At 59.9% G+C, this 13,004-nt stretch carries 13 protein-coding genes and 1 riboswitch; of the genes, 5 read left to right on the forward strand and 8 right to left on the reverse strand.

What is annotated here, in order from left to right; all coding sequences use genetic code 11:
• Window positions 1–14 precede the first annotated feature (14 nt).
• The 3 genes from PG898_RS04445 to moaA form a co-directional block, all read right to left on the reverse strand.
• Complete coding sequence (locus PG898_RS04445) at window positions 15–305, reverse strand: chaperone NapD (RefSeq protein ID WP_226989672.1); 291 nt, start codon at window positions 303–305, stop codon at window positions 15–17.
• Window positions 306–313: 8 nt separating this feature from the next.
• Window positions 314–823 carry a ferredoxin-type protein NapF gene (gene napF, locus PG898_RS04450; RefSeq protein ID WP_171269156.1) on the reverse strand — a complete coding sequence of 170 codons (510 nt, stop codon included), beginning with the start codon at window positions 821–823 and terminating at the stop codon, window positions 314–316.
• Window positions 824–1,073: 250 nt separating this feature from the next.
• Window positions 1,074–2,069, reverse strand: a complete 996-nt coding sequence (gene moaA, locus PG898_RS04455) for a GTP 3',8-cyclase MoaA (protein ID WP_171269157.1) — start codon at window positions 2,067–2,069, stop codon at window positions 1,074–1,076.
• A riboswitch (molybdenum cofactor riboswitch) is annotated at window positions 2,057–2,196 on the reverse strand. (Overlaps the previous gene by 13 nt.)
• A 79-nt stretch (window positions 2,197–2,275) precedes the next feature.
• Between moaA and narQ the strand changes: the two genes are divergently transcribed.
• The 4 genes from narQ to PG898_RS04475 all read left to right on the forward strand — a co-directional run bounded on the left by narQ (window position 2,276) and on the right by PG898_RS04475 (window position 6,110).
• Window positions 2,276–3,988, forward strand: coding sequence for a nitrate/nitrite two-component system sensor histidine kinase NarQ (narQ, locus tag PG898_RS04460; RefSeq protein WP_043132876.1), 1,713 nt, complete (start codon window positions 2,276–2,278; stop codon window positions 3,986–3,988).
• Complete coding sequence (gene narL, locus PG898_RS04465) at window positions 3,988–4,626, forward strand: two-component system response regulator NarL (protein ID WP_005325544.1); 639 nt, start codon at window positions 3,988–3,990, stop codon at window positions 4,624–4,626. Before narQ ends, narL begins: the two co-directional genes overlap by 1 nt.
• Window positions 4,627–4,795: 169 nt before the next feature.
• Window positions 4,796–5,221: a globin domain-containing protein gene (locus PG898_RS04470; protein ID WP_171269159.1), complete on the forward strand. Its 426-nt coding sequence runs from the start codon at window positions 4,796–4,798 to the stop codon at window positions 5,219–5,221.
• Between the two features lie 313 nt (window positions 5,222–5,534).
• Complete coding sequence (locus PG898_RS04475) at window positions 5,535–6,110, forward strand: LON peptidase substrate-binding domain-containing protein (protein WP_171269160.1); 576 nt, start codon at window positions 5,535–5,537, stop codon at window positions 6,108–6,110.
• Between the two features lie 267 nt (window positions 6,111–6,377).
• On the opposite strand, the gene PG898_RS04480 is transcribed toward PG898_RS04475, so the two are convergent.
• Window positions 6,378–8,459 carry an ATP-binding protein gene (locus PG898_RS04480; protein WP_171269161.1) on the reverse strand — a complete coding sequence of 694 codons (2,082 nt, stop codon included), beginning with the start codon at window positions 8,457–8,459 and terminating at the stop codon, window positions 6,378–6,380.
• An 18-nt stretch (window positions 8,460–8,477) separates the two neighbouring features.
• Window positions 8,478–9,662: an FIST signal transduction protein gene (locus PG898_RS04485; protein WP_171269162.1), complete on the reverse strand. Its 1,185-nt coding sequence runs from the start codon at window positions 9,660–9,662 to the stop codon at window positions 8,478–8,480.
• Between the two features lie 111 nt (window positions 9,663–9,773).
• On the opposite strand from PG898_RS04485, the gene PG898_RS04490 reads away from it, so the two are divergent.
• Complete coding sequence (locus PG898_RS04490) at window positions 9,774–10,697, forward strand: gluconeogenesis factor YvcK family protein (RefSeq protein WP_171269163.1); 924 nt, start codon at window positions 9,774–9,776, stop codon at window positions 10,695–10,697.
• Window positions 10,698–10,711: 14 nt separating this feature from the next.
• Here the strand turns inward: PG898_RS04490 and PG898_RS04495 are convergent, their stop codons facing one another.
• The 3 genes from PG898_RS04495 to lpcA form a co-directional block, all read right to left on the reverse strand.
• Window positions 10,712–11,047: an Hpt domain-containing protein gene (locus PG898_RS04495; protein WP_005325550.1), complete on the reverse strand. Its 336-nt coding sequence runs from the start codon at window positions 11,045–11,047 to the stop codon at window positions 10,712–10,714.
• Window positions 11,048–11,343: 296 nt separating this feature from the next.
• Window positions 11,344–12,141 (reverse strand): class II glutamine amidotransferase, encoded by a 798-nt coding sequence (locus tag PG898_RS04500; RefSeq protein ID WP_171269164.1) that lies wholly within the window; start codon window positions 12,139–12,141, stop codon window positions 11,344–11,346.
• Window positions 12,142–12,258: 117 nt separating this feature from the next.
• On the reverse strand, window positions 12,259–12,837 hold the full coding sequence (gene lpcA / locus PG898_RS04505) for a D-sedoheptulose 7-phosphate isomerase (RefSeq protein ID WP_171269165.1): 579 nt from the start codon (window positions 12,835–12,837) through the stop codon (window positions 12,259–12,261).
• Window positions 12,838–13,004: the final 167 nt, after the last annotated feature.

Genomic DNA, 13,004 nt, shown 5'->3' on the forward strand with positions numbered 1-13,004 from the left:
CCAGCCTCGTGGCGCTATTCCCTGCCCTCGGCTTCGACTTCATCAAACTGGTGGTAGATCAGGGCGGCGGAGAGCACGCCCGGCATGGCATTGATCGCATCGATGGCCGCCATGATGGGGCGCTGGCTGGGCCCTTCCAGGGTCACCACCAGCTTGCCTTCGTCGCTGACGGCATGGATCTCTGCCCCATCCAGGGCCGCAATCTGCTCTGCGAGCCGGTGGCGCAAGGGGGGCTGGGTCAGTACCACCAGGCTGGATACATGGAACTCTTCTCGGGTCATATGGTTGTTTTCCAACTTGCTCATCCCTTGCTTCATGTAGACGACCCCTGATGGGGGGCGCCCACCCTGATACTGCCGACCGGACAATCCGCCACGCAGGCACCACAGCCATTGCACGACTCGGTATGGATGCTGGGGGTGGGTACTCGCCCCAGCTGAGGAGAAAAACGGATGGCCTGCTGCTCGCAGCTGTCCTGACAGCGCTGGCAGAAGACCTGGGCACTGGCCAGGCAATCGGCTTCGATGTGAGCCACATAGTCCCAGGGCGTCTGGGTGGTCGGCCGAAATATTGGCGCCTGGCAGGCGGTCACACAGTCGGTGCAGAAGGTGCACTCGCCGCGCTGGAAATCCACCGTCGGGAAGCCGCCGTCCCCCTTGATCAGGATCTGCTCCGGGCAGGCCGTCAGGCAGTCGCCACACCGGGTGCAATCGGCCACGAAGTCGGCCCAGGAGACAGACCAAGGCAGCTGCACCTCGGGTCTGGGCGCACTCAGTCGTCCTCGAAACAGACTGCGGCGTGACAGATTGACCCCATCAGGCATATCAATTCCTCTTCACAGGACAGAATTCGAGCGCGGAACCAGTGACTGGCATTTTCAATACCAATTATAAGCGTGGGTGTATATTGCGACTCTCACAAGTCCAGTGATATACCACCAGGGAGATAAACAGGGGGGATTATTGCGCTGGATCAAACCCTTGGCGCAACAAGGCAGGAAAGGGGCAAGGTAAATTACCCCTATATGAGGATTGCTTATTAATCGATGGCTATTTTGAGCTAACGGTGAGCACTCAGCCGCCGATGGAGGCGAGATGGGGGGTCATGCCGGCATTGCCCTCGTGCAGACGATGGGTGGCGGCCTTGCCGGTGAGCGCCTGGCGGATCCGCAGTTGCAGGGCCTCCTGCTGACTGTCGTCACTGAGCAGATCCCGCAATTCCACCCCGTTGTCACCGAACAGACAGAGGTGCAACTTGCCCACGGAGGAGACCCGCAGCCGATTGCAACCGGCGCAGAAGTCCTTGCTGTAGGGCATGATGAGTCCGACCCCACCCTGTGATTCGGGGTGCATGAACACCTGGGCCGGGCCGTCGTCCACCGCGCGCAATTGCTGGATCCAGCCATTGCCAAGCAGCTGCGCCTTGATGAGCTCGCCACTGGTGTGATGGTCGCGAAACAGGTTGTCCATCTCCCCGGTCTGCATCAGCTCGATGAAGCGCAGCTCGATGGGCTTGTGCCTGATCCAGGCCAGAAACTGATCCAGCTGCTGATCGTTGAGCCCCTTGAGCAGCACCGCATTGATCTTCACCGACTTGAAGCCGGCGGCCAGTGCCGCCTCTATTCCCTCCATCACCTCCGCCAGCTTGTTCTCACCGGTGATCTGGTGAAACTGGCGTGGATCCAGGCTGTCGACACTGACATTGAGGGCATTGAGTCCGGCATCGAACCACTCCTGGGCGCGCTCCTTCAAGCGATAGCCGTTGGTGGTCATGGCCACCTTCTCGATGCCGGGGGTATTGGCCACCGTCTCTATGATGGCGGTAAAGTCACGGCGCAGTGAGGGTTCCCCACCGGTCAGGCGCACCTTGCGGGTGCCCATGGCGGCGAAGCCAGAGACGATGCGACGGATCTCCTCCAGGGAGAGAAACGACTTGCGCCCCTCCTTGTTCCCATCCGGGGGGCGATAACCGTCCGGCAAACAGTAGGTACAACGGAAATTGCACACATCGGTAATAGACAGGCGCAAATAGTAAAAACGACGGGAAAAACCATCTTCAAGTGGCAACATAAACACCTTTCCAAATACGGGAGGCCAGGGCATTTCTTTCCTGACCCTTTCAGCTCGAACGACGGCTGACGGCGTTTTCCCCCTATCTCAATGACTTAGGCAAAAACGCTCGGAGTTCATCTAGTTTTTCGATGCTAGCACAAGTTGGAGTACACTCCCATGCTACTTTGTGGGGTCTTTGTCTGATCTGAAGGAAGCCAATCGGCATGGGAAAGTGGTTCAAAGTACACTCGGTCAGCAGCGCCATCGGCCGCTCCATGGTGCTGATCCTGTTCATGGCCAGCCTGATCGCCGTGGTGGCCATGGTCACCCTCTTCTACTCGGTACCCGACGCCAAGGCGATCAACCTGTCGGGATCATTGCGGATGCAGGCCTATCGCATGGCCTACGAAATCGAGAAGGATCAGGCCGTCCTCGGCCGGCTCGACCAGTTCGAGCAGACACTGCACGCCTCCGAGTTGCAGGAGACCCAGCGCTGGATCACCCCCGCCTCCTTGCGCCGTACCTATGGCGAGGTGCTGCTGCAATGGCAGATGATGCGCGAGCACATCGAGAACGCCACCCCCAGCCGCTACACCGACAACACCGAGCAGTTCGTCGCCGCCATCGATGACTTCGTCAATCAGATGCAGTATCACGTGGAGTTCAAGGTGCGCATGCTGGCGCTGGCGGAGGGGCTGGGCTTGCTCTCCATCATCACCATCGCCTGGTTCACGGTGCGTTTCACCCGCCAGCAGGTGGTTGCCCCCCTCAATCAGCTGGTCCATTGCGCACGCCAGATCCAGCGCCAGGAGTTCGACCTGACCCTGCCCCCCCACTGCGAAAACGAGTTGGGGGAACTGTCCGGCGCCTTCGCCACCATGGCGGACGAGCTCGGCAAGCTCTATCGGGAGCTGGAGAGCAAGGTGGAAGAGAAAACCGCCAAGCTGCAGCAGGCGAACGACACCCTCTCCTTCCTCTATTCCACAGCCCAGAAGCTGCATGCGGCGCCGCTGAGCCGCCGTACCCTGCAGAAATTGCTGGAGCGGGCCGCCGCCCATCAGCACATCGACTACATCAGGCTGACCCGCTTCGAGCACAATGCCATGCCGGTCTACATCACCGGGCGCAAGGGCTGGCCCGGAGACCTGGATGCCGTGGTGAGCTTCTATCTGCAGATGGATGATGAGGAATACGGCCGGCTCGACATGATAAGCGCTCACCCCATCGACGAGCGGCTGATGAAGAACTTCTCCATGCTGCTGGCCCAGGTGCTGCACAAGGATCAGACCTTGCTGCAACACCAGCGCCTGCTGCTGATGGAGGAGCGTGCCGTCATCGCACGCGAGCTGCACGACTCGCTGGCCCAGGCACTCTCCTACCTCAAGATCCAGTCCACCCTGCTCAAGCGCTCCGTCGCCAAGGGGGATAATGGCAAGGCCAAAGCCGCCATGGAGCAGATAGACGAAGGGCTCAGCAATGCCTATACCCAGTTGCGCGAGCTGCTCGGCACCTTCCGCCTCAGCATCGGCGACGCCAATCTCGGCGAAGCCATCGGCGTCATGCTGGAGCAGCTCAAGCCCCAGACCCGGGCCGAGATCAGGCTCCAATACGGACTGACTGATACGGATCTCGAGGCGGGGCAGCATATACACATCCTGCAACTGATCCGTGAGGCAGTGCTCAATGCCATCAAACATGCCTGCGCCCAGCGCATTGACGTTAGCTGTGAGACCCTGGCTGATGGTAACATCCAGGTTCAGATTGCAGATGATGGTGTCGGAATAGGGGGCGCAAGCTCGGCGGTGAATCACTACGGTCTCAGCATCATGAACGAGCGTGCCAGCAAGTTGCACGGTCAGTTGACCATCAGTGAACCGTCTTCCGGGGGCACCCGTGTACACCTGACTTTTCCCACCAGCCTAACAAGAGACGCCTGATGGACGAGATGAAATATAGTGTTCTGGTCGTAGATGACCATCCCCTGATGCGCAAAGGCATTGTGCAACTGCTGGAGCTGGAAGATAACATCGAAGTGATAGGTGAGGCTTCTAACGGCACTGACGCCGTAGCCATGGCCAAGGAGTCCGAACCGGACCTTATCCTGCTCGATCTCAACATGAAGGGCTTGTCCGGCCTCGATACCCTCAAAGCCCTGCGCGCCGAAGAGGTCACCTCCCGGGTCGTGATCCTGACCGTTTCCGACGCCCGTCAGGACGTGGTTGCCCTGCTCAAGGCAGGCGCCGATGGTTACCTGCTCAAGGACACCGAGCCCGACATGCTGCTCGGTCAGCTGGCCGATGTCATGACCGGCAAACAGATCCTGAGCGAGCCCCTGCGTCCCTATCTGGAAAACATCTATGAGCTGGACCATCTGCAACAGAAGCTGGAAAGCCTGACCCGCCGCGAGATGCAGATCATGCGCGAGATTGCCAAGGGTCTTTCCAACAAGCAGGTCGCCTCCGTGCTCCACATCTCGGAAGGCACCGTCAAGGTGCACGTCAAGAGCCTGCTGAAGAAGCTCGAAGCCCAGAGCCGGGTGGAAGCCGCCGTCATGTACCTGGAGCAGCGCAACTAGACTCCCATGTTGTCCTCCCACTCATGCCAGCCAAGGCCCCGTCATTTCGGGGCTTTTTGCTGGATACAGCACAGCCCCAGCCTAACAGAATGTCACCGACTCCACTCTCGCAACTTATTGAGAAAATGCATTATTATGTTTGGGAGACGACGCATGGAGGGCGCACGGCATGACACCGGAACAGATCGAACTGGTACAAAGGGCATGGGGCAGGGTCACCGCATTGAACAACACCTATGTTCAGGAGGTGTATACAGAGCTGTTCCGGCTCTCACCTGACTTGATCAACCTCTTTCCCGATCCTGCGGGAATGCCGGTCACCAAGGTGTCTGAGACCCTGAACACGGTGATCACCAGCCTGGAGCAGCTGGATGCCCTGGGTTTCATCATCCGGGATCTCGGCAGACGGCATCGACAGTTCAACGTGCAGTCACACCAGTTCGGCCTGTTGAAACAGGCATTGACCCTGGTGCTGGCAAGACGGCTGGGAGAGCACTTCACACCGGCGCTGTCTGAGGCCTGGTCACAGATGTACGACGAGATCGCCGCCCTGATGCTGGAAGGGCTCGGTCAGCACACCCCATCCGCCGTCTAGCCGTTTCTGCCATCTCGTCTGACAGATCCTGCCGCTGAAGATGGATGGCAGATGCGCATTTTGCAGGAGAGTCATTTGCAATATGCGAACGCAGCCCCATTCTGCAGATGGGGCATGTACGAGCCCCTATAAACTCGCCTGAATCCCTCTCTGACGAGTCCCATCCCTGTCCTTAGAGCATATTCTAATATATTGATTATTAATGAATATTTAAATTTTCTTCATCATTTCTCTACCGAGCCTCCATTTTCCTCGTGCTCTGGCACAGTCACTGCATTGTCATATTCAGATGCAACTTATCGGAGGATGGAACATGAAACTTCAACACTTGGCACTGTTCCCCTTGCCCTCACACATACTGCCGGGCGGGAAACTCCCCTTGCGTCTGTTTGAGCCTCGCCACCTGCAGATGCTCAAGGAGTCCTTCATCGATGATCGGGGCTTTGGCATCGTGATGGAAGAGAGCACCAGCACGGGCACCTGCGGGCGTATCCTGCCAGTCGGCACTCGCGTCAAGGTGACAGATTTCTATACGCTCAACGATGGTCTGCTCGGGGTCACCGTGCTCGGTCTGGAACGTTTCTGCATCCACGAAATGGCAACGGATAAATCCGGATTGCGCCACGCTCAGGTGGAAACCCTGCCCAACTGGCCGAGCGCGCACTCGGACTTCAGTGACAAGCAGCTGGTCAGCAGATTGCAGGAAGTATTTGAACAATATCCAGAACTGGATGAGCTCTACCCGGACAAGCAGTTCGACGACGCGGCCTGGCTCTGTCAGCGCTGGCTCGAGATCCTGCCCATGCCGATCTATGAGAAACAGATGTTGATTGCCAAACAGAACAGTGAAGCGGCGCGCCAGTTCCTGCGCCGACTGATCGCACAGTGAGTCAGAGAGTGAGTCAATACGTGATTTGCAAAACGCGAATATCCTGACCGGAAATTCTTACAATGAAAAGATGGAATTCGCAATTTGCAATCACCGGTGGCGATAACAACAGATAACTCCGCTACCAGCCGCAAATAACAGGTCATGAAAAGTTGGCACGACTTTTTCATACAAGACCGTACAACCCGATTTATCCCGTGCTCTCTTCAGTATTTGCTGAAGAATTGGTCAACCACCAGGTTGACCATTTTTTTACCCAAAATCTGGCTATGGAAGCCGGCAATGGCGCAGCAAACAACTGCGCAGCCGGGCCAGGCTGATGGGTTTGGCCAGAAAGTCGTTCATCCCCTGGGCCAGACAACGCGCCCTGTCCTCCGTCATGGCATTGGCCGTCAGCGCCACTATGGGAACCTCGCACCCCATGTCGCGCAGGCGGCGCGTCGCCTCCAGCCCATCCATCTGCGGCATTCGCATATCCATCAGGATGAGGTCCGGTCGCCGCTCACCGACCTGTGCCAGCGCCTCCAGGCCATTGCTTGCAAGCCTCACCCGACACACCAGCTTTTGCAGCATGAGCGACACCACCAGCTGATTGACCGGGCTGTCCTCCACCACCAGCACATCCAGATCCAGCATGGAGAGCCCCTGAGTGGCGGGGCTGACTGCCTCGATGCAAGGTGAGGCCATTCCGGGCAACTCGAACCAGAAACAGCTGCCCTGCCCCGGGGTGCTCTGCAGGCGGATGTCCCCCCCCATGAGTTGCACCAGCCGCCGGCAGATGGCCAGCCCAAGCCCGGAGCCGGAAAAACGACGGCTGGCCGAGCTGTCGACCTGATAGAACGGCTCGAACAGCAACGCCTGATCCTCAGGGGATATGCCAATCCCGGTGTCGCTGACCGACACCCTCAGCCGCTCATCCTGCCATTCCAGCGCGAGCAGCACGCTGCCGGCGGCGGTAAATTTCACCGCATTGCCGAGCAGATTGCCAATCACCTGGGACAGGCGGACCGCGTCCCCCTGCAGGTGAGACGGCACTTGCTCATCCAGCTGCCAATGTAGCGCTATGCCCTTGGCTCGGGCCTGCGCCTGCAGCGGCTCCACCAGCGCCCGGCACAGCTCGGCGGGTTGAAAAGGCTCGCAGTGCAGGGCCAGGGTATGGGATTCAATCTTCGAGAAGTCGAGTACATCATCGATGATGGTCTGCAGCAAATGGGCAGAGTGGGTGGCGTGACCGAGCAGGGTCTGTTGGGGAGTCTCGAGCCGACCGTGCTGCAGCAGATCCAGCATCCCCAGCACCGCATTCATGGGGGAGCGGATCTCGTGGGTCATCATGGCCAGGAACTGGGACTTGGCACGATTGGCACTCTCGGCCTCATCCCGTGCCCGCGCCAGCTCCTGCTCGCGGCGGATCTGGCTGCCAATCTCCCGCGCCGTGCCCCGATAACCGATGAAGGTGCCGCTGGCATCATGACAAGGCTCGGCATTGATCTCCATCCAGCAGGGTCCGTTGGCCAGCGTCACCTGGGCGCGCATCGCCCGCACCGGCAGATGGTGAGCGATCTGGTACTGATACTTGCACCAGGCGGGATCCTGCTTGTCGTGGGCAAAGTCATAAAGGCTGCGCCCCGCCTGGCGGACAAGCGCCTCCCCCTGATAGCCGGGGGCAGAGACATAGCTCAGCCTGTGCTCGGGATCCGTCTCCCAGAACCAGTCAGACGCCATGGCGGCAAAGCTGCGAAAGCGCTGCTCGCTTGCTTGAAGCGCCAGGGTCTTGAGGTCGACCTGCTCCTGCAGGCGCGCCCGATAGGCAATGTTGACCAGCGCCTGGGAGATGAGCGGGCGACAACGCTGCATCGCCGCCTTGCTCTGAAGATCGAAGGTGCCCGCGGTACTGTGCCGGCAGATGAGCACCCCGGAAAAGCCCGGCGCCTGCAGCCCCGTCATCATGACGCTGGCCCAGCCCGCCGCCCCCGCCAGAGCAGCCAGCTCGGGCAACTGGGCCGGATCATAGATGACCAGGGTTTCCCCGGCGATGGCGCGGGAGAAGAGCGGCGTCAGCGGCCAGATGCGGCCGACCTCCCCGAGTTGGGTGCTCAGATGCGTGGTGCCGCGCGAGCTTTCCCAGGCGACCACGTCAGCCTGTTCGAAGCCGATGAAGGGCTTGAGCGCCAGGATGAGGCTGTCCAGTACCTGCTCCAGGCTCTGAGCCTGTGCCAGTGTTGCCACCCCGCACAGCAGGGCCTGCGACTCCTGACGGTATCTGGCCTCCCGCTCCCGGCAGCGCATCAGCTCCACCAGCGTGGTTTGCAGCTTGTCGCCCAGGGTTTCGAGTTCGCTATTGCCTATCATCTTGTGTCCAGCACCTTGTCAGCTCTCGAGGAAGATTACGCTCGACACCATGAGGTTGCCATGGGCCAGCTCACCGTGGGGCAATCGCCCCTGCTCGCCGAAGGTAAATGGCGTGATAAAGGGGATCTCCCCCAGCCGTTGACTGAAGTGACCGACGACATCGCCGAGTGAGTCCCCCAGCGCCAGACGGCAGCCCGCGCAGAACACCACCAGGGCACCGATGGGTTGCAGGTTCCCCGCCATCCCGTATTCGGGTTCGATGCGCACCGCATTCAGGCTGCGCTGAAGCAAGCCTTCCTGGCTGCTGTACATCAGTTGCAGGCGCTCCCCCAGCCGGGTTTCGGTAAACAGACGCAACCCTTCCCGCGCCGTGACAGCATCGGGGTGGGAAAGCTTGTAGTAAGGCATCTCATCAAGCGTCCCGACCTGCCGGGCCAGCGGGGAGAGGGTCGTCTCCCGCAAAATGGGGCCCACCGGCCAGGGGACCTGGCGCTCTGTCCAGCGGGCGTAGACCCGGGCCGCCGGCTCATTGTCTATGGTCAGTACCTCGCGCCCCTCCAGCGCGGTAATGATGCCATGGCGCTCGGTGGGCACATAACCGGAGTGGAACTGGAAGGCCAACTGGCAATCGGGATAGAGCACCGCCACCACGCAGCCCTGCGTCCCTTCCCCCTCATCCCAGCACAGTTGCCACTCGCCGGTGACCCCGTCGTCAGCCGCCGACCCGCCGACGACGGGAACCGTCGCCCCGAACTCGGCATCTATACCCGCCAGCACAGCCTCTTCCTGCCCCGGGCTGGTGTGCAGCAAGATGAGTTGCGGCAACTCGCCGGGACGCCCACCATCTGCAATGGCGCGGCGCAGCAACTGGCGCACATCCAGCTTATCCCCTGCCTGGCCGGCTACGCCGTAGGCCCCCTTGTCGTCATAGAGAGCCGCCACCGCGAGACTCCAGCCCAGCAGACCATGATGGCCAGTCTGGGTCAGGATACCGCCACAGGAGCTGCACCCGATGAGCCGGACATCGGGAAAGCGGGACTTGAGTACACGGCGCAGTACCGCGGCATCGTGAGCTTGGGTAAAATAAACCAGCAACAGCGACGGGGAATGGGGTGATTGAGCGAGCAGCCGTTCAACTATCTGTTGAGCGGCCAGCGGGGTCGTCTCGGCAAGGGAGTGAGCCGTCAGGAAGTTCAACACCATCTCCTAGTGGTATGCGATGCTCTGGCATCAAGCAAAAATCATACCTTTATCAAATAATTACCTGGTCATGCGGACTAGCATGATACTCACTGGCCCACACAGGATGACGGCATGTGGCAGAAAAATATCAATGACTTTGAGCGGGTCGTCGCCATCGGCGGTGGACACGGCATGGGTCGGGTGCTCTCTTCTCTCTCGTTTTTAGGCACTCGGCTGACGGGCATTGTCACCACGACCGATAATGGCGGCTCCACTGGACGCCTGCGCAAGAGCCAGGAGTGCATCGCCTGGGGCGATCTGCGCAACTGCCTCAATCAGCTGGTGACCGAACCCAGCATCGGCAGCCGACTGTTCGAATATCGCTTCACGGGGCGCGGCGAGCTGGCGGGTCACAACCTCGGCAACCTGATGCTACTGGCACTCGACAATCTCTGCGTCCGTCCCCTGGATGCCATCCGGCTCATCAGTGACATGCTGAACATCGAGCCCAGCCTGCTGCCCATGTCCGAACATCCCACCGATCTGTGTGCCCACACCGTCTGTGGCGATCAGATCCTGGGGGAGGTTTCCATCGATCAGCTCACCACACCGCCACGGGCCCTGAGCCTGAACCCGGTCGTGCCGGCCACTCGTGAGGCGATCGATGCCCTGAACCAGGCCGACATGATCATTCTGGGGCCCGGCAGCTTCCTCACCTCCATCATGCCGCCCCTGTTGCTAAACGAGGTAGCCGAGGCGATCCGTGGCAGCGGTGCCATCGTCGTCTTCATCAGCAATCTGGTGGCCGAAAACGGGCCAGCTGGCAAGCTGACACTGTCCCACCAGCATCGCTGGCTGGAAGAGCGGATCGGCCAGGGTCGGATCGATGCCATCCTGGCCCCCGAAGGCCATGGGGCCCCCGAGCTGCAGCATTGCCTGGTTCTGGCCAGTCTGGGTGAGGTTGCCCTGCCCCATCGCCACGATCGCCTCAAACTCCGACAGGCGCTGGATACGGTGATCCTGAGCTGGTATGCAGAGCGTGACAAGGCGGGCTAAGCCGCCAATGCGGCCTAGTGATACTGGGCCAAATGAGAGAATACCTGCGGCAGGGAGTGTTCGAGCTGTTCGAGCAGGCGACCGGCCTCCTCCGCATCTTCCCGGCGACAGGCGAGCTCCAGCGCCATGACCTGACGATAGCTGGGCTCGGCACCGTAACTGCCACAAGAGGACTTCATGCTGTGAGCGAGGCGGGCCAGGGCGGTCCAGTCCCGCTGATCAAAGAGCGGCCTGAGCTGGGCAAGTTGCCCGCCCACCTCCTCGACGAACACCGAGATGACGACCGGCATCATGTCGTGACCTATGTCATCTGCCAGTTGCCGCAGCACTTTCTGATCCAGCCACTCCATCTTCTGTTCCCTATGATGGTATTCAAACAGGCCACAATATAGCCGACCCGCACACCGGCTGTCATCCACTCTCCGGTGAGACTCGAGCGAAGTGCCTTGCCGCCATCAGAGTGTGAGCCAGTTCAAGTTATCAACACCCAGTCACAGGCAGGAAAGAGATAAATGTTGCCACAAAATTAACAATAACGTAACAATGCAAGCCATGAGAATGATGCGGCTCAGCAACACCTCTCTCATCCCTTTTTGCCTGTATGGCTGCTGCGAAGAACCAGGGTAGGATTCTACCCTGGTATTTTTTATTTACGGGTCAGCAGCTTGGCTGCATTGCCGTATTCCAGCTCACCCAGCCTGAACAGGCAGAACTCCCCGGACACCATCTTTACCCAGCTCTCGTTGCCGGTGAGCGGGCGGGTGGCTATCAGCGTCACTACGTCATTCGGAGTGGTCTCGCTCTGGAAGTCGATGGCCACGTCTTCATCCAGCAGACGGGCCTCGCCAAAGGGCGCCCTGCGGGTCAGCCAGTAGAGGTTGTTGCTGCAATAGGTCATCACGAACTCCCCATCCGACAGCAACATGTTGAATACCCCGAGTCCACGCAGCTCGTCGCACAGGGTCACGAGATAGCGGAACATGGCGGGGAAGTTCGCCGGACGCTTGGGGTATTTCTGCTCCAGCCTGTCAAGCAGCCAGCAGAACGCGTGCTCGCTGTCAGTGTCCCCCACAGGACGGTGGCGCCCGGTCGGCAGCCTCTTGTAGCCAGTCAGCTGGCCGTTGTGGGCAAAGGTCCAGTAGCGTCCCCACAGCTCGCGGGTGAAGGGATGGGTGTTTTCCAGCGACACGCATCCCCGGTTGGCCTGCCGGATATGGCTGACCACGGCGCGGCTCTTGATGGGCAACGCCTGCACCAGCTTGGCGATGGGTGACTGGGCACTGGGTTCGGGATCCTTGAAGGTGCGAAAGCCTCGCCCCTCGTAGAAGGTGATTCCCCAGCCATCCTTGTGGGGGCCCGTCTTGCCGCCCCGCAGCATCAGCCCGGTAAAGCTGAAGCAGATGTCGGTCGGCACATTGGCGCTCATGCCGAGCAGTTCGCACATGTCCAGTCCACTCCCTGAATTAATTGATCATCTTTGCGTCAATCAGCGAACTCAAGCTGGATACGAGGCGCCAGGATCGGTCATTGGCCCCCCGGCTGCCCCACCCGCCCTCTCTGATTACTTGGCCATCTCTTTTTCGACCAGCTGGATCAGGATGTGAATGACCTTGATGTGCACTTCCTGGATGCGGTCGGCATAGCCAAAGTGCGGCACCCGGATCTCGACATCGGCCAGGCCTGCCATCTTGCCACCGTCCTTGCCGGTCAGGGCGATGACTTTCATGCCTTTGGCGCGGGCAGCCTCGATGGCCTTGAGGATATTGCCGGAATTGCCGCTGGTGGAGATGCCGAGCAGCACGTCGCCACGACGGCCGACAGCTTCCACGTAGCGGGAGAAGACATAGTCATAGCCAAAGTCGTTGGAGACGCAGGAGAGGTGGCTCGGGTCGGAGATGGCGATGCCGGCATAGCCAGGGCGGTTCTCGCGATAGCGGCCGGTCAGCTCTTCGGCAAAGTGCATGGCGTCGCAGTGGGAGCCGCCGTTACCGCAGGAGAGCACCTTGCCCTCTTCCTTGAAAGAGTCAGCCAGCAGTTTGGCGGCCGCCTCGATGTTCTTCAGATTTTGCTCATCGGTCAGAAAGGCCTGGAGCACGCCGGCAGCTTCGGTCAGTTCATTGCGGATAAGTTCTTGGTACATGGCGTCTGATGTCTCTTTGTATCGTCCAACATAGGGTTCTGCATTGTCGCACAAGCCAATCCAGTCGTCGCCCCCCTGCCCGCCAAGATGCGGCCTGCAGTACGTTAGGGCGATCACGGTGTCAAGGTAACAAGCTTGTAAACATCTTGATAATTTTGTGCGTATGA

The organism is Aeromonas sp. QDB31 (genome assembly GCF_027707605.1).
Lineage (GTDB): Bacteria > Pseudomonadota > Gammaproteobacteria > Enterobacterales > Aeromonadaceae > Aeromonas > Aeromonas media.